This window comes from Mycobacterium sp. (genome assembly GCF_019247635.1).
Lineage (GTDB): Bacteria > Actinomycetota > Actinomycetes > Mycobacteriales > Mycobacteriaceae > Mycobacterium.
In genome coordinates this window covers 21,526-44,854 of record NZ_JAFBAR010000108.1, presented here as the reverse complement: position 1 = coordinate 44,854, position 23,329 = coordinate 21,526, and the positions used below count along the sequence as shown (strand labels likewise).

The window sequence follows — 23,329 nt, the reverse complement described above, 5'->3', positions numbered from 1 at the left end:
ATCAGCTGTTGAGTCGCCAGATGTGCGCGGACAACACCGTCGCGAAGGCGCACCACAACGGGTAGGGGGCCAGCGCAAGCCCCGCCCGGGCGTCGGCCTGTGCGGCCTGCTTGGCAAGGCCTGCACTGCTGGCCGCCAGGACCACCGCGCCAAGCGCGGAGGTGCCAAGCAGGTGGTACCGGAAGAACGACCAACTCCACCCGGCGTTGAGCAGCAGATTGATGCTCAGCGCGGCGATATAGCGGCGAGCCTCGTCGTGCTGCCCGGTCGCCCGAAACCGGTCGATGGCCACACTCGAAGTGGCGCCGATGTCGATGTACAGCGCGGTCCACATCAACGGGAATACGACGCTGGGCGGCTGGTAGCTAGGCTTGCGAATCCGTTTGTACCACACGGGGTTACGACCCGGGCCGGCGATGCTTCCGCCACCCGCCGCCGCGCCCACGGCGGCACCCGTTGCGGCCAGTGTCCTCTTATTCACTCCGATCCTCCGTTCGGGACGGGCTTGGCCCCGGTAATTCTTTCAGTTAATTAAACATTAATCAAATGAAATTATTTTCTGGTCGCGATATGATTGCCTGACGTCATGGACGCTGATGGGGTCCCCTTTAGCCGCGACGCGCTGGAATCGCTGATCTCGGCGGACCTGCGCGAGCTCTCGGCTGAGTCCGATGAGATCGGCCGGCGATTCGCCTTGTCACATGACGTGCGGCCCACCGATTTTCGGGCGTTGCTGCAGATCATGGTCGCCGAGACCGCCGGTCAGCCGCTGACATCCGGTGACCTCAGTGCGCGAATGGGCCTATCTGGTGCGGCAATCACTTACCTGGTGGACCGCCTAATCGAATCCGGTCACCTGAGGCGGGAGTCGCATCCCGGCGATCGCCGCAAAGTCATGCTGCGCTACTCCGAATCCGGCATGGACACCGCGCGGTCCTTTTTCAGCCCGCTTGGCCAGCGCACCCATGAGGCGCTCAGCGATGTGCCCGATGCCGACTTGGCGGCAGCGCATCGGGTCTTCGGGGCGCTGATCGCCGCGATGCGTCGGTTCCGGAGCGAATTCGGTGCTGCCGATGCTTGATCGGGCGCTGGCTGACTTCGGTGACCGCGGCGGAATCCGCGACGGTCACCGTCACCGTCGTGGGCTCCCGGAAGCCGAGAATGCGGGCCTCGCAAGGAGTTTGAGTGACGAATCGTTGGCTTCCCCACCGAGACGTGCTCGGTGGCGTTCGCCACGCTACTCACAGGTATGGGTCCGGGCAGATAACATGTTTGGCCAGGCTGGGACGGGGTACGCGAAGCTCAAGTTTCTATGTGACGGATGGTTTGGCCAGATGGAACCGGTGTGGCGGGGGAGTTGGCGGGTGGCGGCCGGATTCGCGCTCCTGCTGACGGGCGTCTGCGCGGCGGGGCACGCCGCGGCCGACCCAGGTCCTCGGGCGTATCCCGGCATGGAAATTCGACAGGGCACGACCACCTGCACCCTCGGTTTCGTCGAAACTCGCCTGCGGATGGCGATGACGACCGGTAACTGCGACGGCGATTCGACGGTGACCGACAGCCGTGGCGACGTGATCGGAACGGTGCAGCTCGTCCGTCGTAATACTGCCGACGACGGCGCGGCCTACGGCTCCATCGACGGCGTCGAGTACGAAGTCATCCGGCTGGCCCCCAACGTGTCCGCCTCGGATCTGCTACCCACCGGCCGCGAATTGCAGTCTGTGCCCGACGTGCAGGCGCAACTGGCGCTCCCTGTCTGTCATTTCGGCATTTCGACCGGCCAGAAGTGCGGTCGTGTCAGCTCCGTCGGCAACGGTCGATTGGTCATTCCGGACCTGGAATTGGGCGGCGGCGACGTCGGCGGTCCGGTGTACGCGCTCACCGACGACAACCGCGCGGTGATTGTGGGCCTGCTCGAGGACACGACGCGACCCGTGCCGGAGGCCGAGTCGTGGCAGGCGGTCATGCAGCAGCTTTACGTCGATCTGCGGACACCCAATTCGCAACCGCCCAGTGCGCAGCAGCCGGCGCCGGGCGGACAAATGATCTAGTTCAGGCGCCCGAACATGTGGCGCAGCGCGCCATCCAGGTCGGCATGGCGAAAGCGGTGTCCCGCCGATTCCAGCCGCTCGGGGGCCACCCGCTGACTGGCGAGCGCAAGTTCGCGGGCGCCCTGCGCGCCGAGGAGTAGCCGTGGACCCATCGGCGGCACCGGCAACACCGCGGGCCGTCGCAACACATGGGCCAGCGTGCGGGTGTAATCCACATTGCGGATCGGTTGCGGCACAACGGCATTCACCGCTCCCGACAGCGAAGTATCCCACAGCGCGCGGTGGTAGACGTCTACCAGATCGTCGATCCCGATCCAGGACAGCCACTGCCGCCCGTCGCCAACACGGCCGCCCAGCCCGGCGCTGAACAACGGCCGCAGCAGGCGAAGCGTGCCGCCGCGGGGTGATTGCACGATGCCGGTGCGGACCCGCACCACCCGGGCCCCGGCCTGCTCGGCCGGCGCGGTCGCATCCTCCCAGTCGGCAACGACGTCGGCGAGGAACCCGTCGCCGCGATCGCTGTCCTCGGTGAGGGTTTCGTCGCCGCGGTCGTAGCCGTAGTAACCGATGGCCGAAGCCGTAATGAGCACGGTCGGCCCGGCGGTGGTGCCGGCGATGAGTTCGGCGAGGCGCCGCGTCGGCCCGATTCTGCTGTCGCGGATCGCGTCTCGGTGGGCGCCGGTGAATCGGCCGGCTATCGAGGCGCCCGCCAGATGGATCACCGCGTCGACCCCGACGAGCAGCCCCGGGTCTGGGTCGTCGGGGCTCCACTGTCTTTCCTGGGACGAGTACGGGTCGCCGCGCACCAGCCGGATAACCCGATGGCCGCCCGTGCTCAAAAATGCCGCCAACGCCGAACCGACCAGGCCCGAGGCGCCGGTGAGGGCGACGGTGGTCGGGCCCAGCCCATGCGCGCGAGCCAATTTGTGCGCGGCCAGGTCGTCGGCCAACTGCCGGTGGCGGTAGGCGAACATCGCGCGCAGCGCCGACCCGGGCACCGGTGTGTCTACCCGGTCGATCATTCGGGTGCTGTTGCCGTCGATGTCTTCGAATTCGTGAGTATGCCGCCAGCGCACCGCAATCCGGGCGGGCAGTGAACTCAGGCCGTCGCTGCCGATGGTGTCGACGAAACGCTCTGGCGGATCGTAGGAATCTGGCTGGTGATCGGCGACCCAACGCAGTCCGCCGGGTAGGGCGAGCGTCGCACGCCCGTCTTTGAGGGAGTCGGCTTCGGATACCAGCCGCATCGGCGACCACGGCGGGGAGAGCCTGGTAAACGCGCCGGGTCTGGTGTGCCAGGCGAATACTTCCTCGCGCGGCGCGCCGATCACGCTTTCGTATGTCACGCCCATATCGCGCGTTTACCCGGAAAGTGTGGGCTTACGCCATCCGGTGTTGGGGCCGGGCGCAGCGGGTCGCCCCCATCGGGCCAGCGGCGATCGCAAGGGCGGCGGGGCCGGGCGCAGCGGGTCGCCGCCATCAGAGTTAGCGCTCCGGCAGTGCGTGTTCGACGATCGGCAGTCGCGGCTGGGGTTGCCGCTCCCTACGCTTGGACGCCAGGTATACCTGGGCGGTCTCCTTGGCGACGGTTTGCCAGTCGAAGTCGGCGGTGAGTCGCTCCCGCGCAGCGCGGGCGCGCCGTTGCGCGCCGGCCGGATCGTCGAGCACGGTGCGGACGGCCGCCGCCAGGCCCGCCACATCTCGGGGCGCGCACGACACTCCGGTTTCCCCGTCGATCACCGCTTCGCCCAGGCCGCCGATATTCGACGTCACCAGCGGGGTGCCGGCCGCCGCGGCTTCCAGGGCCGCCAGCCCGAACGGCTCGTAGTGGCTGGGCAGCACCGCGGCATCGGCACGATGCAACAGCGCCAGCAGCTCCGCGTGGTTCTGGTGTCCGACGAAACGGGTTGCCTTGAGCACCTTGTGTTTACGGGCCTGCTCGACGAGCCAGCCGGTCTGGGTGCCTGTCCCGGCGATGGTCAGCGTGGTGCCGGGATGCGTGCGCCTGATGCGGGGCAGCGCGGCGATCGCGTCGTGCACGCCCTTCTCGTACTCCAGTCGCCCGACGTAGAGCAATTCGGCCGGCCCGCTGTGCGGACGGCGGGCCGCGAACGGCCACCGCGCGGCGTCAATACCGTTGCGGATCACCGCGATCTCGGCCAGGCCCGGGCCGAACAGTTCGGTGATTTCGTCGCGCATCGACGCCGAACATGCGATCAGGGAATCGGATTCGCGTACCAGCCACGACTCGACCGCGTGCACCTGACGGCTGATCGCACCGGACACCCAACCGGAATGCCGGCCGGCCTCCGTCGCGTGAACCGTGGAAACCATTGGCACGTCATAGAACTGGGCGAGGGCAATCGAAGGATGGGCGACCAGCCAGTCGTGGGCGTGTATCACGTCGGGACACCAGGCGCGGCCGTGTTCCTTCAGCGACAGGCCGGCGCGGGTCATGGCGTGGCCCATCGCCAGCGTCCAGGCCATCATGTCTTTCCCGAAGGTGAACTCGTGCGGGTCCTGCGCGGCCGCGATCACCCGGACGCCGTCGCTGACCTCGTCCGACGACGGATGCGTGCTGGGGTCGGTGCCGGTGGGACGGCGGGACAGCACGACGACGTCGTGTCCGGCCGCCGCGAGGGCCGTCGACAGATGATGCACATGGCGGCCGAGGCCGCCGATCACCACCGGCGGATACTCCCACGACACCATGAGGATCTTCATGGGCACGGCCCGCGCGAGTGTGCACAGAATGCCGCCCGCAGCGGCGCGTCACTGCACAGACACGCACGCTCGCGGGGGAAGCGGGCAATGGCGACGGTCACCCGGGCAGCCTACGGGCATCCAGGGCGCCGAACAGGCCGTCAGCGCGGTTCCACCCCTCGGCCAGTCGCCGTGCGGTGTCGCGCCGTCCCGACGCCAGCGCCCCGGCGATCTCCCGGGTGGCATGGGCGTGCAGGTGCGCGCGATACCGGGCATAGTCGGCCGCTGAGTCTTTACTCACCATGAACGGCCAGTCGCTGGACACGGTGAGCAGCGTCTCGCGCAGGATCTGGTCGGCGACGTGATCGCGGGGGATGGGCCCGTCCAGTGACGCCGTCTGCGCCAGCGCCTTGTCGACGGTGGTCAGCGCGGTGTCGACCACTTCGGTGTTGAGCTGAACCAGATCGGCCACCTTCGCACCGGCCCACACTTGCCAGTCCTTGCCGGAACCCCAAGAGCTGGGCGGCAATTCGAACGCATCGCCGACGAAGCCGTCGGTGATCGCGTCGCGCAGCGTGCCCACCCGTACCCCGGCTTCGGGCAGCGCTCGCAGCATCCGCGCCAGCCAGGTGGGCCCCTCGTACCACCAGTGGCCGAACAACTCGGTGTCGAACGCGGCGACGACGTGCGCGGGCCGCCCGATGCGCTCCGACTCGGTCAGCAGCCGGTTGCGCACCACGTCGACGAAGTCGGCGACATGAGCGTCGACCGCGCGATCGGCGCGTGCGGGGTCATAGGGTGCCTTGCTTTCCGACGGCACATTGCGGCCGGTGACCCGGGCCGGCTTGAGGCCGGTGAGGTGGTCGTAGGTGTGAAAGTCGCGGTAGGCGGCGTGCCCGGGATATCCGGACTTCGGCGACCACACCCGGTAGCTGACCTGCAGGTCGCGCCCGAACGCGACCACGTCGGTGTCACCGACCGGCCGGCCCAGCGCCGTGTCGCCACGCAGCGACGGGCCGTCGACCATGAAGTGCGTGACTCCCGCGGCGGCGTAGTCGTGTTCCAGTCCCGGGCCGTAGGCGCATTCGGGCGCCCAGATCCCGGCCGGCTGATGCGCCAGCCGCAGCCGCGCGTCGGCCAGACCTTCACGCAGCGCGAACTCGCGCAGCCGGGAATTCAGCAGGGGCTGGAACGGGTGTGCCAGCGGGCCGCCGAGCAACTCCACCGCGTCCGCGTCGATCAGCGTGCGCAGCAACGGGCTGACACCGTGCCGCCATAGCGTCGCGAAGTCTTCCAGCTCGCGATCCGCCTCGACGGACTCGCGAATTCCGAAGGCCCGCAACGCTTCCGGTGTGCACGACGGATAGCCGGCTGATTTCGATCGGGGAGCCGTCCTTACGCTGGCCGCCTCGGCCGCGCGCAGCCGCCAGTTGGCCAGCCAGTGATGCATGCCGTCGAGGCAGTACGGATCGTCGAGTTGGGCGTTGACCACCGGGGTCATCCCGAGCGTGATCAGCCCGCGTCGACCCTCGTCGGCCAGGGCGCGCAGCACCCGGAACAGCGGCAGGTAGGCCGCCGCCCACGATTGGTAGAGCCATTCCTCGCCGACCGGCCAGCGGCCATGATGCGCCAGCCACGGCAGATGGGTGTGCAGCACCAGGGTGAACAAGCCGGGAACCCGGGCCGAACCTGAACTCACGGCGCTACCGCGATTGCGATCAGGTCGAGGCTCTCGTCTATGTTGCGGTCGCCGCTATCGGCCAGTTCGAAGTCGGCGCTCGTCACCGCGGCGACGTCGGCGGCCAGGTCGGGCGGCCATGGTGCGTCGGCCACCGCACGGGCGATCTGCGCATCGATGATGGATCCGCCGTGCCGGGCATCCATCTCGGCCAGCCGTGGCCCGTGGAACAACCCGCTCATGGCCACGTCGGCAAAACCGCCGTCGACCAGAAGTTCGGTCAGCTCGTCGGCGTTGAGTTCGCGGGTGTGAAACGGGTTGATCGGGGTGTCGCGCCCCGGGGAGAAGGTGATCCGGTTGGGTGTGGACACCATCAGCAACCCCGAGGGACGCAGCACCCGCGCGCACTCGGCCACGAATTGTGGCTGATCCCACAGGTGCTCGATCACCTGGAAGTTGACCACAACGTCTACCGAGGCGTCGGGCAGCGGCAGCTCGGCCAGGTTGGCCTGCATGACCTGCACCCGGGGATAGCGGCCGCGCACGTGGGCCACCGCGGATTCGTCGTAATCGACCGCCACCACCCGGCGGGCGACCCGGGCGATCAGGTCGGCACCGTAGCCCTCGCCACAGCCGGCCTCGAGCACCTCACGCCCCGCGCAGCGAGGCGCCAGCCGACGGTAGACCACCTCGTGGCGGCGAAACCAGTAGTTCTCGATCTCCAGATCGGGGATGGTGCGTTCCCCGGTCAGCGCCAACACCGTCGGGGCCGCCGGCTCGAGGCCGCGGTGGCCGTCGGCGGGGACGTGCTTTGGGACGTCGGGGACTAATGCGCTCATTGCATAGGGAGGCTAACGCGAAGTGTCGGATTCGCGAACCGTGCACCGGATCCGGGCGAAAGAATGTGCAGCACTACCCGCTATGGTGTGAGGGCAGACCGCACGAAGTTACCGTTCAGTAACACGGCTGCGGGCCTGCGCCACACGTGACTGAGGTCTCGGAGTCCAATGCTGCGAGACGCCCTTCGAGGAGGACGAACCACACCCATGACAAACATCGTGGTCCTGATCAAGCAGGTCCCAGACACCTGGTCGGAGCGCAAATTGTCTGACGGCGATTACACGCTGGACCGCGAAGCCGCCGACGCGGTGCTGGACGAGATCAACGAGCGCGCGGTGGAAGAGGCACTACAGATCCGGGAGCGCGAGGGCGGCGAAGGATCGGTCACCGTACTGACCGCCGGCCCCGAGCGCGCCACCGAGGCCATCCGCAAGGCCCTGTCGATGGGCGCCGATAAGGCCGTCCACATCAAAGACGACGGTCTGCACGGTTCCGACGTCATCCAGACCGGCTGGGCGCTGGCGCGTGCGCTGGGCACCATCGAGGGCACCGAGTTGGTGATCGCCGGCAACGAGGCAACCGACGGTACCGGCGGCGCGGTGCCCGCCATCATCGCCGAGTACCTGGGCCTGCCGCAGCTCACCCACCTGCGCAAGCTGTCGGTGGAAGGCGGCAAGGTGACCGGCGAGCGGGAGACCGACGACGGCGTTTTCACCCTCGAGGCCACACTGCCCGCGGTGGTCAGCGTGAACGAGAAAATCAACGAGCCCCGCTTCCCGTCCTTCAAAGGCATCATGGCCGCCAAGAAGAAGGAAGTCTCCGTCTTGACGCTGGGCGAGATCGGTGTCGAGGGCGACGAGGTCGGGTTGGCCAATGCGGGCTCGACGGTGTTGTCGTCGACGCCGAAGCCCCCCAAGACCGCGGGTGAGAAGGCCCCCGACGAGGGCGAGGGCGGCAATCAGATCGCCCAGTACCTGGTTAGCCAGAAGATCATCTAGAGACAAGGCGTATATACCCCATGGCTGAAGTACTTGTGTTGGTTGAGCACGCTGACGGCGCGCTGAAGAAGGTCAGCGCCGAACTGATCACCGCCGCCCGTGTGCTGGGCGAGCCGTCCGCCGTCGTGCTGGGTGCGCCGGGGACCGCGGCGGCACTGGTCGACGGGCTGAAGGAGGCCGGCGCGGCCAAGATCTACGTCGCCGAGTCCGAGGCGGTGGACCAGTACCTCATCACGCCGGTCGTGGATGTGCTGGCCGCGCTGACCGAATCGGCTTCTCCCGCCGCTGTGCTGGTGGCGGCCACCGCCGACGGCAAGGAGATCGCGGGCCGGCTGGCCGCGCGAATCGGTTCGGGCCTGCTGGTGGACGTGGTCGAGGTCAAAGAGGGCGCCAAGGGCGTGCACTCCATCTTCGGTGGCGCATTCACCGTGGAGGCGCAGGCCAACGGCGACACCCCGGTGATCTCCGTGCGTGCCGGTGCTGTCGACGCCGAGCCGGCCGCCGGCGCGGGTGAGCAGGTCAGTGTGGAGGTGCCGGCTGTGGCTGAGAACGCGACCAAGGTCACCGCGCGCGAGCCCGCGGTCGCGGGCGACCGCCCCGAGCTGACGGAGGCCAGCATCGTGGTCTCCGGTGGTCGGGGCGTCGGCAGCGCCGAGAACTTCAACGTGGTCGAGGCGCTCGCGGACTCGCTCGGTGCGGCCGTCGGTGCGTCGCGCGCCGCCGTCGACTCCGGCTACTACCCGGGCCAGTTCCAGGTGGGGCAGACAGGCAAGACGGTGTCGCCGCAGCTCTACATCGCGCTGGGCATTTCCGGTGCGATCCAGCACCGCGCGGGCATGCAGACGTCCAAGACAATCGTCGCGGTCAACAAGGATGAAGAGGCACCCATCTTCGAGATCGCCGACTACGGCATCGTGGGCGACCTGTTCAAGGTCGCCCCACAGCTGACCGAGGCGGTCAAGGCCCGCAAGGGTTAACTGCCGCTGACCAACAGTTAACGGCCCCGCGGCCCGCTGCGGGGCCGTTATGCTTTCGCGACATTTCGTCACCTGGCGTGCACCGACATGTCAGCACACCGATGCCGATTAGCTGACCGACTGCGCGACGTTGTTTCCCATGAGCATCGCTTCTGTCCTGATAGCCAGCGAGAAGCCGCAGGCCTCGGTGTCTTCCTCGGCTTCGGGGTCGACCACCGGGCCCCACTACTCCTTGTTGCTCTCCACTGACCCCACGCTCGTCGAGGCCGCACAGCGGCTGCGCTACGACGTCTTCAGCAGCACGCCCGGGTTCGCGGTGTCGGCGATGGGTCCGCAACAAGGTCAAGCCCACCGGGATTTCGACCGCTTCGATGAGTACTGCGACCACCTGCTGGTCCGGGATGACGACTCCGGCGAGCTGGTCGGTTGTTACCGGATGCTGTCGCCGGCCGGGGCGATCGCGGCCGGGGGGCTCTACACGGCAACGGAATTCGACACCGGTGCCTTTGACCCGCTGCGGCCGTCGCTGGTGGAGATGGGCCGGGCCGTGGTTCGCGACGGTCACCGCAACGGCGGCGTGGTGCTGCTGATGTGGGCCGGCATCCTGGCGTACCTGGACCGGTACGACTACGACTACGTGACCGGCTGCGTATCGGTACCGATCGAGGCGGATTCCGATGGGGCGGACGGCCTCATGCCGGGCAGCCAGCTGCGCGGCGTCCGCGACTTCGTGCTGAGCCGGCACGCCGCCCCGCCGCAACTGCGGGTGACCCCGTATCGGCCGGTGCTCGTCGGTGGCAGGACCATCGATGAGATCCCTCCACCGCGACGACCGGAGGTTCCGGCCTTGCTGCGCGGCTACCTGCGGCTGGGCGCGCAGGCCTGCGGTGAGCCCGCCCACGATCCCGACTTCGGGGTGGGCGACTTCTGCGTGCTGCTGGACAAACGCCGCGCCGATACCCGCTATCTGAAGCGACTGCGGTCGGTATCGGCGGCTTCCCAACTGGCCCCCGGGGTGGCAGCCCAGTGAACACCCCGCCGGTCACCGGCCACCCTTGGTTGCCCCGGACGACGTGCGGTGACGGCTGTCTGGGGAGCGGCAGCGTCGCGCAGTCGCGGCGGTGGCTGGTGGCGCTGCGGGTGACGCTGCGGCTGATGCTGGCGCTGTTATTGGCGCCGGGCGTGCCGCTGGTGGCGGTACCCCTGCCCGGCCGGACGCGGGTGCAACGCCTCTACTGCCGGTTGGTGCTGCGCTGCTTCGGTGTCCGAATCACGGTGTCGGGCAACCCGATTCGCAACCTGCGCGGGGTCCTGGTGGTCAGCAGCCACGTCTCCTGGCTGGATGTGTTCGCGATCGGATCGGTGTTGCCCGGATCGTTCGTCGCCCGCGCGGACATGTTCACCGGCGGGGCGGTCGGCATCCTGGCCCGCGTCCTGAAGGTCATCCCGATCGAGCGGGCGAGTCTGCGGCGGCTGCCCGGCGTGGTCGACGACGTCGCCCGCCGGTTGCGCGCCGGGCACACCGTGGTCGTCTTCCCCGAGGGCACCACGTGGTGCGGCATGCCCGGGCCATCACACGTCGGGTCGTTTTACCCGGCAATGTTCCAGGCCGCCATCGACGCCGCGCGGCCGGTCCAGCCGCTTCGGCTGACCTACCACCACGTCGATGGCAGCGTGTCCACCACTCCGGCCTACGTCGGCAACGACAAGTTGGTGCGGTCGGTCGGCCGCATGCTCGCCGCGCGCCGCACGGTGGCATGGGTTCGCGTCGAGTCGCTGCAGCTGCCCGGGGCCGATCGGCGCGCGCTCGCCAACCGCTGCCAGTCCGCGGTGCGGCTGGGGGATCAGCCGCAGTCGGTTGGGCTGCCGGTGCCGGCTTCCGGTTGCGGCGAGGCGCTGCCGGCCTGAGCGTGCGTTTTGCCGGCCATGCCGGGTGCGCCGTCTTCGACGACGGGAATGCTCGGTTGGTCGTTGGCCCCACGCCACCCGAGAAGCCGCGTGGGGCGGATGTCTCTGTTGGCCCGGCTCTGCGCGACAAATACGGTGACGCCGCCCGGACCGCCCACGTTGTCGCGCTCAGGCGGGCAAAGCAGCCCGGCAGGTGCCGATGTGACGTCGGGGGTCGGCGACGGGGTCCCGCGACGGTCCGCGTCGTGCGCATTGCGGCTTGCTCGTGGCTTCTGGGTCGCCGAGCATAGCCGGTATCGTGGGGCGAGTCATGGTCTACCTGGATCACGCTGCCACCACCCCGATGCACCCCGCGGCCGTCGAGGCGATGACCGCTGTGCTGGGCACCGTCGGCAACGCGTCGTCGCTGCACACCGCCGGGCGCGCGGCGCGCCGGCGCATCGAGGAATCTCGTGAGCTGATCGCGGACAAGCTCGGGGCCCGCCCGTCGGAGGTGGTCTTCACCGCAGGCGGTACCGAGAGCGACAACCTGGCCGTCAAGGGAATCTATTGGGACCGCCGCGACGCGGAGCCCAACCGCCGGCGCATTGTCACCACGCAAGTGGAACACCATGCGGTGCTGGACTCGGTCAACTGGCTCGTCGAACACGAAGGCGCCCAAGTCACCTGGCTGCCCACCGACGCCGACGGGTCGGTGTCGGTGGCCGCGCTGCGCGAGACCCTGCAGAACCACGACGACGTCGCACTGGTGTCGGTGATGTGGGCCAACAACGAAGTCGGCACCGTCCTGCCCATTACCGAATTATCTTCCGTTGCAGCAGAATTCGGTATCCCGATGCACAGTGACGCGGTCCAGGCGGTGGGCCAGCTGCCGGTCGACTTCACGGCCAGCAACCTATCGGCGATGAGCGTGGCCGCGCACAAGTTCGGCGGCCCGCCCGGCGTGGGGGCGTTGGTGCTGCGCCGGAACGTCGGCTGTGAGCCGCTGCTGCACGGCGGGGGCCAGGAGCGCGACATCCGGTCCGGCACACCCTATGTCGCCGGTGTCGTCGGCATGGCGACGGCCGCACAGATCGCGGTGGACGGGCTGGATGTCAACGGCGCACGGCTACGGGCGTTGCGGGACCGCATGGTCAAGGGTGTGCTGACCGAGATCGACGACGTCCGTCTCAACGGCGCGGCCGACCCGCTGCGGCTTCCGGGCAACGCGCACTTCACCTTCCGCGGCTGCGAAGGCGACGCGTTACTGATGCTGTTGGACGCCAACGGAATCGAGTGCTCGACAGGTTCGGCCTGCACGGCCGGCGTGGCACAGCCGTCGCACGTGCTGGTGGCGATGGGCGCCGATCCGGCGAGTGCCCGTGGTTCACTGCGACTTTCCTTGGGGCACAATAGTGTTGACGGCGACGTCGATGAGGTGCTGGAGGTGCTTCCGGCTGCGGTGGCCCGCGCACGGCGTGCCGCCCTGGCGGCTGCGGGGGTGCCGTGAAAGTTCTCGCTGCGATGAGCGGCGGCGTTGACTCGTCGGTTGCCGCCGCCCGCATGGTCGATGCCGGGCACGACGTGGTCGGCGTGCACCTCGCGCTGTCGAGCGCACCCGGCACGCTGCGTACCGGCTCGCGGGGGTGCTGCTCCAAGGAAGACGCCTCGGACGCGCGCCGCGTCGCCGACGTGCTCGGAATACCGTTCTATATATGGGATTTCGCGGAGAAGTTCCAAGAAGATGTGATCGACGACTTTGTCGCCTCCTACGCCCGCGGGGAGACTCCCAACCCGTGTGTGCGGTGCAATCAGCGGATCAAGTTCTCGGCGCTATCGGCCAGGGCCGTTGCGCTGGGCTTCGACACGGTGGCCACCGGCCACTATGCCCGGCTCTCGGCCGGCAGACTGCGTCGCGCCGTGGACCGGGACAAGGACCAGTCCTACGTGCTGGCCGTGCTGACCGCCCAGCAGCTCCGGCACGCCGCGTTCCCGATCGGGGACACCCCCAAGCCGCAGATTCGCGCGGAGGCGGCCCGTCGCGGCCTGGCGGTTGCCGACAAGCCCGACAGTCATGACATCTGCTTCATTCCCTCGGGAAACACCCGGGCTTTCCTCGGTGCGCGCATCGGGGTCCGGCGCGGCAGCGTCGTCGGCTCCGGCGGTGCGGTATTGGCCACCCATGACGGCGTGCACGGTTTCACCATCGGCCAGCGCAAGGGCCTGGGCATCGCCGGGCCAGCGCCCGACGGTCGGCCCCGCTACGTGACGGCCATCGATGCCGAGACCGCGACCGTTCACGTCGGCGCCGCCACCGACCTCGACGTGCACGAGATAACCGGCAGGGCACCGATTTTCCCGGCGGGCACCACGCCATCGGGACCGCTGGAGTGCGCGGTCCAGGTGCGGGCTCACGGTGAAATAGCCAGCGCGGTAGCCGAATTGGTCGGCAACGAGCTGAACGTGCGGCTGCGTGTCCCGTTGCGAGGGGTAGCGCGGGGGCAGATGCTGGTGCTCTACCGTCCCGACCCCGAGGGCGACGAGGTGCTGGCCAGCGCGACCATCGCCGGCACTGGGCACTAGCCGGGCATATTGGCGACGATGTTCGTCAGCACGATCTCGGACACCGATTGCGGAAAGCCGCAGAAGGTGACTTCCAGCAACGCCACGGACGCGACCCGATAGTCGCGGCCGCAGCGGCCGGGCCGCGTCCGCAGGGAGCCGTCCTCGGCTTTCCATTCGCCGACCAGCAGGTCGCCGGCCGGGCTGGCCGCGCAGTCCCCGACCGTGGCCACCAGCGCGTCGAAGGCGCGCCGCGCGGTGCCGGTGTCGCGATAGGCCGCGGCACCCTCGGAGATCAGGGCGCTGTCGGGCGGGTCCTGAAAGGTCGTCTTGTGGAACTCCTCGATGTCGGGCCCGAAGGTTGCCGTCTCGGCGAAGATGAATCGGCATGGGCGCGGCGCATCCCGGGCGAGGCTGTCGATGTCCACCGGCGACGTGCCGTCCATGGTGGGGATGATCGTCAGGTGTTCACCGGCACCGGTGATCGCCCCCATCCGCGACTGGTCCAGCAGGATGTTGTCGACATTGACACCCGTGGCGCCCCGAGCACGGCCGCCGGGCGCCTGCACCGCGACGCCGTCCACCACCCGCGCGCAGGCCTCGGTGCACAAGACCGTCAGCAACACCGCGGAACACAACAGCAGCGGTCGCGTAATTCTTGCCATGGGCACCCCTTTGGCATCGAGAGTAAGGCCCTGGCCGCTGCCGTGCCGGGGGAGGTCGAATACGGTTGCCGGGTGAGTGTTTTCGCCAATGCTTTCGCGAAGGCCAGTGGCGTCGGCTCGTGGCCGGGCAGCGCGCCCCGAGAGGCGGCCGCGGTGGTCGTCGGCGAGTTGGCGGATGCCCTGGCGCATCTGGTCGAGCTGCCGGCCAGGGGAGTGGGCGCCGACATGCTGGGGCGGGCGGGCGCGCTGCTGGTCGACGTGGCCATCGACACTGTGCCCCGCGGTTACCGCATCGCGGTGCGTCCCGGCGCGGTGACCCGGCGGGCACGCAGCCTGCTCGATGAGGACATGGACGCGATCGACGAGGCGTGGGAGACGGCCGGTCTGCGTGGCGGCGGCCGCGTGGTCAAGGTGCAGGCGCCCGGACCGATCACGCTGGCCGCCGGCTTGGAACTGAGCAACGGCCACCGGGCGATCACCGACCCCGGAGCGGTGCGCGACCTGGCCGCGTCCCTCGCCGAAGGCGTTGGGGCACACCGCGCGACGCTGGCCCGCCGCCTCGACACCGCGGTGGTGGTGCAGTTCGACGAGCCGTCGCTGCCGGCGGCGCTACGCGGAAGGCTGACCGGGGTCACCGCCCTGAGTCCGGTCGCCGCGCTGGACGAGCAGGTGGCGGGGGCTCTGCTGGACACCTGTGTCGCGGGCGCGGGCACCGACGTGCTGGTGCATAGCTGCGCCTCCGAGTTGCCATGGGACCTGTTGCAGCGCAGCGGCATTGGCGGGATTTCGGTGGACCCCAACACCCTGCGGGCCGAAGACCTGGACGGAATCGCGGCATTCGTGGAATCGGGCCGCACCGTCGTGCTGGGGGTGGTCCCGACCGCTCAACCAGAGCGGCGCCCCTCGGCGGAAGAGGTCGCCCGTGCGGTCGTCGGCGTGACGGACCGGCTGCCGTTCGACCGATCGGCGCTGCGCGACCGCGTCGGCGTCACCCCGGCCTGTGGTCTGGCGGGTGCGACGGCGCGGTGGGCCCGCACCGCCATCGAGCTCGCCCGCAAGGCCGCCCAAGCCTTCGCCGAAGACCCGGACGCCATCTGAAACGCAACCCATGGTTGCGTTTCTGGCCGCGCGACATTGCGGTCAGGCGACCGGAAGACGCCAGCGCAGACCCGGGAAACGCGCGAAACCGCGGTCGGTGGTGATCCAGGTCGCACCGTTCTCGATCGCGAGTGCCGCGTGATACGCGTCCGCGACCGCGTTGCCCTTCGCGCCGGTGTCGGCGCACAGAGACTCGAAGATGTCCCAGTGGCGTGGTCCCGGCCGCAACGCAACGGCGGCGGGCGCCGACCGAAGTGCGCGGCTCGCATCGAGTGCCTGAGCCGTCGAACTCGGCTGCCGAAAGATTCGATGGTTGGTGATCAACCGAATCACGCCCGAGAGCGCCAACTCGCTTATCCCTACCGGCTCGTCCCCGGTGAGCACGCCCTCGACCCACCCTCGGTATGCGGAGTGGTCGGTGCTGTCCTGACGGATCGCATACACGCAGACGTTGACGTCAAGGAGCAGCATTGTCGCCCAGCAATTCGGCGAGCGCGTCCTTGTCCTCCAGGTCGATGCCGGCGTGCAGGCCTCCGCCACCGTGCGCGGGTAACCGAAAATCTTTGCGGCCGCCTCCGTCAGCGTCGCGGCGGAGCATCGCCCGCAACGCGTCATCCACGATGGCGCCGAGCGGCCGCGATGTCCTGGCGGCCAAAACCTTCGCTTCTGCGAGCAGGTTGTCGTCGATGTTGACCGTCGTCCGCACTGCGGCATCATAGCATCGCGCTGTCGCATCATGATGCGGCCGCCAGGCCGGCAGCGTTGTCAGCCGGCTTCGATAGCCTGCCAGGGTGACCTCGCCCGACGTGTTGCGCCAGTGGCAGGAGCTGGCTGAGGAGGTGCGCGCACACCAGTTCCGCTACTACGTCCGCGACGCGCCGATCATCACCGATGCCGAGTTCGACAAGTTGCTACGCAAGCTCGAGGCGCTCGAGCACGAACATCCCGAGCTGCGCACCCCCGACTCACCCACGCAGCTGGTCGGCGGCGCCGGCTTCGCCACCGACTTCGCCTCGGCCGAGCATCTGGAACGGATGCTCAGCCTGGACAACGCGTTCAGCGCCGAGGAACTCGCCGCCTGGGGCGCCCGAATCCATGCAGAGGTCGGCGACTCGTATTTCGCGCAGACGCACTTCCTGTGCGAACTCAAGATCGACGGCGTCGCGCTGTCGTTGGTCTACCGGGAGGGACGGCTGACCCGGGCGGCCACCCGGGGCGACGGCCGCACGGGCGAGGACGTCACGCTCAACGCGCGCACCATCGACGACGTCCCTGAGCGCCTCACGCCCAGCGACGAGTACCCGGTGCCCGGCGTCCTCGAAGTCCGCGGCGAGGTGTTCTTCCGGGTGGACGACTTCCAGGCGCTCAACGCCAGCCTCGTCGAGGCGGGTAAGGCGCCGTTCGCCAATCCGCGCAACAGCGCGGCGGGGTCCCTGCGCCAGAAGGACCCGGCGGTCACGGCTCGGCGCAAGCTGCGGATGATCTGCCACGGACTCGGTCACACCGAGGGCTTTGCACCGGTCACCCAGCACGACGCGTACCTGGCACTGAAGGCATGGGGGTTGCCGGTGTCCGAGCACACCACGCTGGTCGACGCCATGACCGGCGTGCAGACGCGCGTCGAGTACTGGGGTGAGCATCGCCACGAGCTGAACCACGAGATCGACGGCGTGGTAGTCAAAATCGACGAGGTCGCGTTGCAACGCAGGCTGGGCTCCACGTCCCGGGCCCCGCGCTGGGCCATCGCCTACAAGTACCCGCCCGAAGAAGCGCAGACGACGTTGCTCGACATCCGCGTGAATGTTGGTCGCACGGGCCGGATTACGCCGTTCGCGTTCATGACACCGGTGAAGGTCGCGGGATCGACGGTGGGGCAGGCCACCCTGCACAACGCCTCGGAGGTCAAGCGCAAGGGCGTGCTGATCGGCGACACGGTGGTGATCCGCAAGGCCGGCGACGTGATTCCCGAGGTGTTGGGGCCGGTGGTCGACCTGCGCGACGGTTCGGAACGCGAATTCGTCATGCCCACAACGTGTCCCGAGTGTGGCACCGCCTTAGCGCCGGAGAAGGAGGGCGACGCCGACATCCGTTGCCCGAACGCGCGCGGTTGCCCGGGCCAGTTGCGGGAGAGGGTGTTTCACGTCGCCAGCCGCAACGCCCTGGACATCGAGGGCCTGGGATACGAGGCCGGTGTCGCACTGCTGGCTGCGCAGGTGATCGCCAGCGAGGGCGATCTGTTCACCCTCACCGAAGACGACTTGTTGCGCACCGAGCTGTTCCGGACCAAGGCCGGCGTGTTGTCGGCCAATGGAAAACGGCTGTTGGCCAACCTCGACAATGCCAAGTCCGCGCCGCTGTGGCGGGTGCTGGTGGCGCTGTCGATCCGCCACGTCGGGCCGACGGCCGCACGCGCGCTGGCCGCCGAGTTCGGCACCATCGACGCGATCGAAGGCGCGTCCACCGAGCAGTTGGCCGCCGTCGAGGGCGTAGGGGCGACCATCGCCGCCGCGGTCACCGAGTGGTTCACCGTCGACTGGCACCGCGAGATCGTCGACAAGTGGCGCAGAGCCGGCATGCGGATGGCCGACGAACGCGACGACAGCGTCGTGCGCACTCTCGCGGGTTTGACCATCGTGGTCACCGGCTCGCTGACCGGTTTCTCCCGAGACGACGCCAAGGAGGCAATCGTGGCGCGCGGTGGCAAGGCCGCCGGTTCGGTGTCGAAGAAGACGGACTATGTGGTCGCGGGGGACTCGCCAGGATCCAAGTACGACAAGGCCGTTGAACTTGATGTGCCCATTCTTGACGAGGACGGGTTCCGCCGGCTCCTCGAGGAGGGACCGCCCGCCCCCGCCGACGACTGAGGGTGGGTTCTATCGTGGGCGCTATGACCCGGACGGTCGATCGGTGCGCGGACCCATCACCGTGGTCGCCACGCGAGGCGGAGTTGCTTGCGGTGACGTTGCAGCTCCTGCAGGAACACGGCTATGAGCGGCTGACGATCGACGCCGTGGCGAACACGGCGCGCGCCAGCAAGGCCACGGTCTACCGCCGCTGGCCGTCGAAAGCCGAATTGGTCCTGGCCGCGTTCACCGAGGGCATCCGTCAGGTCGCGGTTTCGCCGGACACCGGCACGCTGCGGGGTGACTTGCTAAAGATCGGGGAGATCTGCTGCCAGCAGGCCGTACTGCATGCCAGCACCATCCGCGCGGTCCTCGTCGAGGTCTCCCGACACCCTGCGCTCAAGCACGCCCTACAACATCAATTCCTCGATCAGCGCGAAGCCCTGATCCGGCATGTGCTGCAGCAGGCCGTCGACCGGGGGGAGATCGCGCAATCCGCCATCTCCGCCGAACTCTGGGATCTGTTGCCGGGGTACCTCATCTTCCGCTCCATCATCCCCGGCCGGCCGCCGACCCGTCGTACCGTGCAAGCGCTCGTCGACAACGTCCTCATCCCCGGCCTGAGTCGATCCAATGGGTGAGAACGGGGTGCGCGAAAGTGTACGCCCGCGTCTCTTGTTCAGTACGCATCAGTACCGTACTGTCGTAGTCAACGGTCGTTCGAACCGGGCGATCGTGCCGCCTGATCAGTGAAAGGCCAACGGGTGAAGCGGATTTCGCTTGCGCCCCTCCTCAAGCGGGGGTGGATGGCGCTGGTCGCGTTGCTCGTCGTCGCGATAACGGGATTTGCCATCTACCGCCTGCACGGAATCTTCGGCTCGCATACCAACACTTCGGCCAACAGCGGCCTGTCCAACGAGATCGTCCCGTTCAACCCCAAGCAGGTGGTCCTCCAGGTCTTCGGCGCGCCCGGCGCGGTGGCGACCATCAACTACCTTGATGTCAACGCCCAGCCGCAGCAAGTCAAAGACGCCCCGCTGCCGTGGTCGTTCACCATCACCAGCACCGAGCCCGCGGTCGTCGGCAACGTCGTGGCGCAGGGCAACGGTGACACCATCGGCTGCCGCATCATCGTCAACGGTGAAGTCAAGGACGAACGCACCGTCAACAAGGCCGACGCCTACACCTTCTGCCTGGACAAATCCGGATGAGTAACGGTCAACGGCCCCGCGTGCCGCACCTCATTCGCCGGCTTGCGCTGCCGATCCTGCTGTTCTGGATTGCGCTTGCCGCGATAACGAACATCGCGGTGCCGAAATTGGAAGACGTCGGCAAGGTACACAATGTCGCGCTGAATTCGCCGGATGCGCCCGCGCTCAAGGCAATCAAACGCATCGGTCAGGCATTCCACGAGTTCGACACCGACAGCTCGGCCATGGTCGTCCTCGAAGGCGACAAGCCCCTCGGCGCGGACGCCCACCAGTTTTACGACACGATGATCCGCAAGCTCGAGGCGGACAAGAAGCACGTCGAGCACGTCCAGGATTTCTGGGGGGACACCCTGACCGCGGCGGGATCGCAGAGCACCGACGGCAAGGCCGCCTACGTTCAGGTGTTTCTCGCGGGCAATCAAGGCTCGGCGCTGGCCAACGAGTCCGTCGGCGCCGTCCGCGGAATCGTTGAGCACACGCCCGCCCCGCCTGGCGTCACGGCCTACGTCACCGGCGCGGCGCCGCTCATCTCGGATCAGTTCGACGTCGGCAGCAAGGGAACCCTGAAGGTCACCGCGATAACCGTCGGCGTCATCGCGATCATGCTGTTCTTCGTATACCGTTCCGTCCTCACGATGTTGCTGGTGCTCATCACGGTCCTCATCGAAATGTCCGCCGCCCGTGGAATCGTCGCCTTCCTCGGAAACGCCGGAGTCATCGGTTTGTCGACCTACGCGACGAACCTGCTCACCTTGCTGGTCATCGCCGCCGGAACGGACTATGCGATATTCGTCGTCGGCCGCTACCAAGAGGCGCGTGGCGCCGGAGAAGATCGGGAATCGGCCTTCTACACCATGTTTCGCGGGACGGCCCACATCGTCTTGGGGTCCGGCCTGACCGTTGCCGGTGCGGTGGCCTGTCTGGGCTTTACCCGGTTGCCGTATTTCCAGAGCCTCGGAGTTCCCGCCGCGATAGGCATCCTCGTGGCGCTCTTCGCCGCACTCACCCTGAGTCCGGCCGTCCTCACCTTGGGCGCCCTGGTCGGGATCTTCGACCCCAAACGCGCGATGCGAACCCGTGGTTGGCGGCGGATCGGCACCGCCATCGTCCGCTGGCCCGGCCCGGTTCTGGTCGCGGCGTGTGCGTTGGCACTCGTGGGTCTGCTCGCCCTGCCCGGCTACAAGACCAGTTATGACACGCGCCCCTACATGCCCGCCAGCGCGCCGGCCAACGTCGGTTATGCGGCTGCCGAGCGGCACTTTTCGCGCGCCCGCCTGGAACCCGAATTGCTCATGGTCGAAACGGACCACGACATGCGCAACCCGGCCGACATGCTCATCCTGGACCGGGTCGCCAAGGCGGTGTTTCACGTGCCGGGCATCGCTCAGGTGCAGTCGATCACCAGGCCGCTGGGCACCCCGCTGGTGCACAGCTCGCTGGCGTTCCAGATCAGCGCGCAAAGCGCCAACCAGCAGGAAAACCTTACGTACCAACGAGATCGCGCGGACGACTTATTGAGACAGGCCGGTGAGCTGTCCAACACAATCGACATCCTGAGGAAGCAATACCTGCTGCAGCAGCAGCTCGCCGACACCACCCACAGCGAGGCCCAGAGCTTTCACGACACGATCGCCACGATCAAAGACCTGCGCGACAAGATCGCCAACTTCGACGACTTCTTCAGGCCGATTCGTAGCTATTTCTATTGGGAGAAGCATTGCTACGACATCCCGGCCTGCTGGGCGATCCGCTCGGTCCTCGACGCGCTGGACGGCGTCGACCAGCTCAGCGAAAGATTCGAGGACCTCACAGCCACGTTGGACAAGCTCGACGCGCTGCAGCCGAAACTGGTGGGATTGATACCGGCCCAGATCGCTAGCCAGGAGCACAATCACGAATTGACGCTGGCCAACTACGCCACGCTGTCCGGGATCTACGCCCAGACGGCCGCGGCTATCGAAAATTCGACGGCGCTGGGGCGAGCGTTTGACACCGCGAAGAATGACGACACCTTCTATCTGCCTCCCGAGGTTTTCGACAACCCCGACTTCAAACGCGGGCTCAAGTTGTTCCTCTCGCCCGACGGCAAGGCGGCCCGCATGCTCGTCACTCACGAGGGTGATCCGGCGACGCCCGAAGGCATCTCGCACATCGAACCGATCGCGAAGGCGGCTCACGAGGCGTTGAAGGGCACGCCCATGGCCGACGCGAAGATATATCTGGGGGGCACCGCGGCGACGTACAAGGACATCCAGGACGGCGCCAAGTACGACCTGCTGATCGTGGGATTGGCCGCGCTCAGCCTGATCTTGCTGATCATGATGATCATCACGCGCAGCCTGATCGCCGCGCTCGTGATCGTCGGAACGGTAGCCCTGTCGCTGGGCGCCTCGTTCGGGCTGTCGGTGCTGGTGTGGCAGTACATGTTCGGCATCAAGCTCTACTGGGTGGTGCTGGCGCTGGCCGTGATCCTGCTGCTGGCCGTGGGATCCGACTACAACCTGCTGTTGATCTCCCGGTTCAAGGAAGAAATCCACGCCGGACTCAAGACCGGCGTCATCCGGGCGATGGCCGGCTCCGGTTCCGTGGTCACCTCCGCCGGCCTCGTTTTCGCGATCACCATGTGCGCGTTCGTGTTCAGCGGTTTTCAAGTTCTCGGCCAGATCGGGACCACGATCGGACTGGGACTGTTGTTCGACACCCTCATCGTGCGTTCCTTCATGACGCCGTCCGTGGCGACTCTGCTCGGGCGTTGGTTCTGGTGGCCGCAACGGGTGCGCCCCCGGCCGGCGAGTTCGATGCTGCGCCCGTACGGCCCGCGTCCCGCGGTTCGCCAATTGCTGCTGTGGGAGGACGGCGACGCCGTGGACCCGGTGGTGACGTCTTCGAAGGCGCGTTGATTCGCGTCGAAAGTTGACGGCCGCGGCCGCCGAATTCCATTGAGAATTTGTGAAGAATCCTCCAAGGTCACGCCGGCACGGTGGACGAGGTCTGAAAACAGGCCGGCCCTCGAGAGCAAGGAGAAATTATGGCCACCACCGACACCGCATTTACCGTTCCACGGCATGAATTCGTGCCCCCCGCGTCGAGCGATGAGATCGTGCTGGCCCCGCCCCTGGCTACCTTGCAAACACATCAGGAAGCGACCGTGCTTGTGACCGCAGCGGGCTTGGCGTACCTACCCGGCGGCATAGGTGCGGCATTCGCCAAAGGCGCTCGCCAAGGTGGCGGCTTGATTGGCGGCCTGGTTGCCGCCGGGGTGTCAAGTGCTGCGAAGGCAGCGTCGGATCGGCGCGAGGCGAATGCGGCACAGCCCGCCGCTGTGCCAGCGGCGGTGCAAAAGGCCTTACAGCGTCGGAATGCCTTCGCCGCGGGCTACGCGGACGTGGTGTCGGTTCGGTGTAAGTCCACGCTGTTGAGCCAATTCATGTGGATCGACGCGGGTGGCGGGTCGGACAAGGTGAAGATTGACTTACGCGGAATCAAGGCCGAACAGCTGGCTGCGACCATCGCGGTTCGGCGCCTGTTGATCGAGGGCAGCTGGATCTTGCAGGAGGCGCTGGCGAGTCTGCGGTCCCAGCCCATAGCGGGACGGCCGCTCGCGGAACAGATAAGCGACACCGACGCAGTGTTGGACGAGTTGCGTGACCTGATCGAGGGCGCCGACTTGACCCGCGAAGAGGTCGCCGAGTGCGCGCTGAAACGTCATCCGGAGTTCGCCGAATTCGAATCAGTTCCCGCGATGGCCGAGCTGTACTCCAAGCTCATCAACGGCTGACCCGATGGCGACCTTGCCCCCGGCAGCACCGCGGTGCA

General features: G+C 67.7%; 22 protein-coding genes. 14 read left to right on the top strand and 8 right to left on the bottom strand.

Annotation, left to right across the window (positions count from 1 at the left end):
- Window position 1 precedes the first annotated feature (1 nt).
- Window positions 2–481, bottom strand: coding sequence for a TspO/MBR family protein (locus tag JO236_RS18600; protein WP_293333719.1), 480 nt, complete (start codon window positions 479–481; stop codon window positions 2–4).
- A 105-nt stretch (window positions 482–586) separates the two neighbouring features.
- On the opposite strand from JO236_RS18600, the gene JO236_RS18595 reads away from it, so the two are divergent.
- The gene (locus tag JO236_RS18595; protein WP_293333716.1) at window positions 587–1,081 is read left to right on the top strand and encodes a MarR family winged helix-turn-helix transcriptional regulator; all 495 of its coding nucleotides are present in this window, start codon (window positions 587–589) and stop codon (window positions 1,079–1,081) included.
- 253 nt (window positions 1,082–1,334) lie between these two features.
- On the top strand, window positions 1,335–2,051 hold the full coding sequence (locus tag JO236_RS18590) for a hypothetical protein (protein WP_293333714.1): 717 nt from the start codon (window positions 1,335–1,337) through the stop codon (window positions 2,049–2,051).
- Here the strand turns inward: JO236_RS18590 and JO236_RS18585 are convergent.
- The 4 genes from JO236_RS18585 to JO236_RS18570 all read right to left on the bottom strand — a co-directional run bounded on the left by JO236_RS18585 (window position 2,048) and on the right by JO236_RS18570 (window position 7,271).
- Complete coding sequence (locus tag JO236_RS18585) at window positions 2,048–3,403, bottom strand: TIGR01777 family oxidoreductase (RefSeq protein WP_293333712.1); 1,356 nt, start codon at window positions 3,401–3,403, stop codon at window positions 2,048–2,050. The genes JO236_RS18590 and JO236_RS18585 overlap by 4 nt on opposite strands.
- Before the next feature lie 133 nt (window positions 3,404–3,536).
- Complete coding sequence (locus JO236_RS18580) at window positions 3,537–4,775, bottom strand: glycosyltransferase family 4 protein (RefSeq protein ID WP_293333806.1); 1,239 nt, start codon at window positions 4,773–4,775, stop codon at window positions 3,537–3,539.
- Between the two features lie 97 nt (window positions 4,776–4,872).
- Window positions 4,873–6,453 carry a glycoside hydrolase family 57 protein gene (locus JO236_RS18575; protein WP_293333709.1) on the bottom strand — a complete coding sequence of 527 codons (1,581 nt, stop codon included), beginning with the start codon at window positions 6,451–6,453 and terminating at the stop codon, window positions 4,873–4,875.
- The gene (locus tag JO236_RS18570) at window positions 6,450–7,271 is read right to left on the bottom strand and encodes a class I SAM-dependent methyltransferase (protein ID WP_293333707.1); all 822 of its coding nucleotides are present in this window, start codon (window positions 7,269–7,271) and stop codon (window positions 6,450–6,452) included. Before JO236_RS18570 ends, JO236_RS18575 begins: the two co-directional genes overlap by 4 nt.
- A gap of 207 nt (window positions 7,272–7,478) precedes the next feature.
- Between JO236_RS18570 and JO236_RS18565 the strand changes: the two genes are divergently transcribed.
- From JO236_RS18565 to mnmA, 6 genes are all read left to right on the top strand, one after another.
- Window positions 7,479–8,270: an electron transfer flavoprotein subunit beta/FixA family protein gene (locus JO236_RS18565; RefSeq protein ID WP_293333705.1), complete on the top strand. Its 792-nt coding sequence runs from the start codon at window positions 7,479–7,481 to the stop codon at window positions 8,268–8,270.
- Between the two features lie 20 nt (window positions 8,271–8,290).
- The gene (locus tag JO236_RS18560) at window positions 8,291–9,247 is read left to right on the top strand and encodes an electron transfer flavoprotein subunit alpha/FixB family protein (RefSeq protein ID WP_293333702.1); all 957 of its coding nucleotides are present in this window, start codon (window positions 8,291–8,293) and stop codon (window positions 9,245–9,247) included.
- A 139-nt stretch (window positions 9,248–9,386) separates the two neighbouring features.
- Window positions 9,387–10,277 carry a GNAT family N-acetyltransferase gene (locus JO236_RS18555; RefSeq protein WP_293333699.1) on the top strand — a complete coding sequence of 297 codons (891 nt, stop codon included), beginning with the start codon at window positions 9,387–9,389 and terminating at the stop codon, window positions 10,275–10,277.
- A complete protein-coding gene (locus JO236_RS18550; protein WP_293333696.1) occupies window positions 10,274–11,155 on the top strand; it encodes a lysophospholipid acyltransferase family protein in 882 nt (293 codons plus the stop codon). The genes JO236_RS18555 and JO236_RS18550 overlap by 4 nt, the downstream gene beginning before the upstream one ends.
- Before the next feature lie 310 nt (window positions 11,156–11,465).
- On the top strand, window positions 11,466–12,644 hold the full coding sequence (locus tag JO236_RS18545; RefSeq protein ID WP_293333693.1) for a cysteine desulfurase family protein: 1,179 nt from the start codon (window positions 11,466–11,468) through the stop codon (window positions 12,642–12,644).
- Window positions 12,641–13,717 (top strand): tRNA 2-thiouridine(34) synthase MnmA, encoded by a 1,077-nt coding sequence (mnmA, locus tag JO236_RS18540; protein ID WP_293333690.1) that lies wholly within the window; start codon window positions 12,641–12,643, stop codon window positions 13,715–13,717. The genes JO236_RS18545 and mnmA overlap by 4 nt, the downstream gene beginning before the upstream one ends.
- On the opposite strand, the gene JO236_RS18535 is transcribed toward mnmA, so the two are convergent.
- Window positions 13,714–14,361, bottom strand: a complete 648-nt coding sequence (locus JO236_RS18535) for a sensor domain-containing protein (protein WP_293333687.1) — start codon at window positions 14,359–14,361, stop codon at window positions 13,714–13,716. The genes mnmA and JO236_RS18535 overlap by 4 nt on opposite strands.
- A gap of 72 nt (window positions 14,362–14,433) precedes the next feature.
- Here JO236_RS18535 and JO236_RS18530 point away from each other — a divergent pair, with 72 nt between their 5' ends.
- Window positions 14,434–15,459 (top strand): methionine synthase, encoded by a 1,026-nt coding sequence (locus tag JO236_RS18530; protein ID WP_293333684.1) that lies wholly within the window; start codon window positions 14,434–14,436, stop codon window positions 15,457–15,459.
- Window positions 15,460–15,501: 42 nt separating this feature from the next.
- On the opposite strand, the gene JO236_RS18525 is transcribed toward JO236_RS18530, so the two are convergent.
- On the bottom strand, window positions 15,502–15,930 hold the full coding sequence (locus JO236_RS18525; protein WP_293333681.1) for a type II toxin-antitoxin system VapC family toxin: 429 nt from the start codon (window positions 15,928–15,930) through the stop codon (window positions 15,502–15,504).
- Window positions 15,917–16,165 carry a type II toxin-antitoxin system VapB family antitoxin gene (locus JO236_RS18520; protein ID WP_293333679.1) on the bottom strand — a complete coding sequence of 83 codons (249 nt, stop codon included), beginning with the start codon at window positions 16,163–16,165 and terminating at the stop codon, window positions 15,917–15,919. Before JO236_RS18520 ends, JO236_RS18525 begins: the two co-directional genes overlap by 14 nt.
- 85 nt (window positions 16,166–16,250) lie before the next feature.
- On the opposite strand from JO236_RS18520, the gene ligA reads away from it, so the two are divergent.
- From ligA to JO236_RS18495, 5 genes are all read left to right on the top strand, one after another.
- A complete protein-coding gene (gene ligA, locus JO236_RS18515) occupies window positions 16,251–18,323 on the top strand; it encodes an NAD-dependent DNA ligase LigA (RefSeq protein WP_293333677.1) in 2,073 nt (690 codons plus the stop codon).
- A gap of 11 nt (window positions 18,324–18,334) precedes the next feature.
- Complete coding sequence (locus tag JO236_RS18510) at window positions 18,335–18,943, top strand: TetR/AcrR family transcriptional regulator (protein ID WP_293333803.1); 609 nt, start codon at window positions 18,335–18,337, stop codon at window positions 18,941–18,943.
- A 123-nt stretch (window positions 18,944–19,066) separates the two neighbouring features.
- Window positions 19,067–19,513 carry an MmpS family transport accessory protein gene (locus JO236_RS18505; protein ID WP_293333675.1) on the top strand — a complete coding sequence of 149 codons (447 nt, stop codon included), beginning with the start codon at window positions 19,067–19,069 and terminating at the stop codon, window positions 19,511–19,513.
- The gene (locus JO236_RS18500; protein WP_293333673.1) at window positions 19,510–22,413 is read left to right on the top strand and encodes an RND family transporter; all 2,904 of its coding nucleotides are present in this window, start codon (window positions 19,510–19,512) and stop codon (window positions 22,411–22,413) included. Before JO236_RS18505 ends, JO236_RS18500 begins: the two co-directional genes overlap by 4 nt.
- A gap of 128 nt (window positions 22,414–22,541) precedes the next feature.
- Complete coding sequence (locus tag JO236_RS18495) at window positions 22,542–23,291, top strand: hypothetical protein (RefSeq protein WP_293333670.1); 750 nt, start codon at window positions 22,542–22,544, stop codon at window positions 23,289–23,291.
- Window positions 23,292–23,329: the final 38 nt, after the last annotated feature.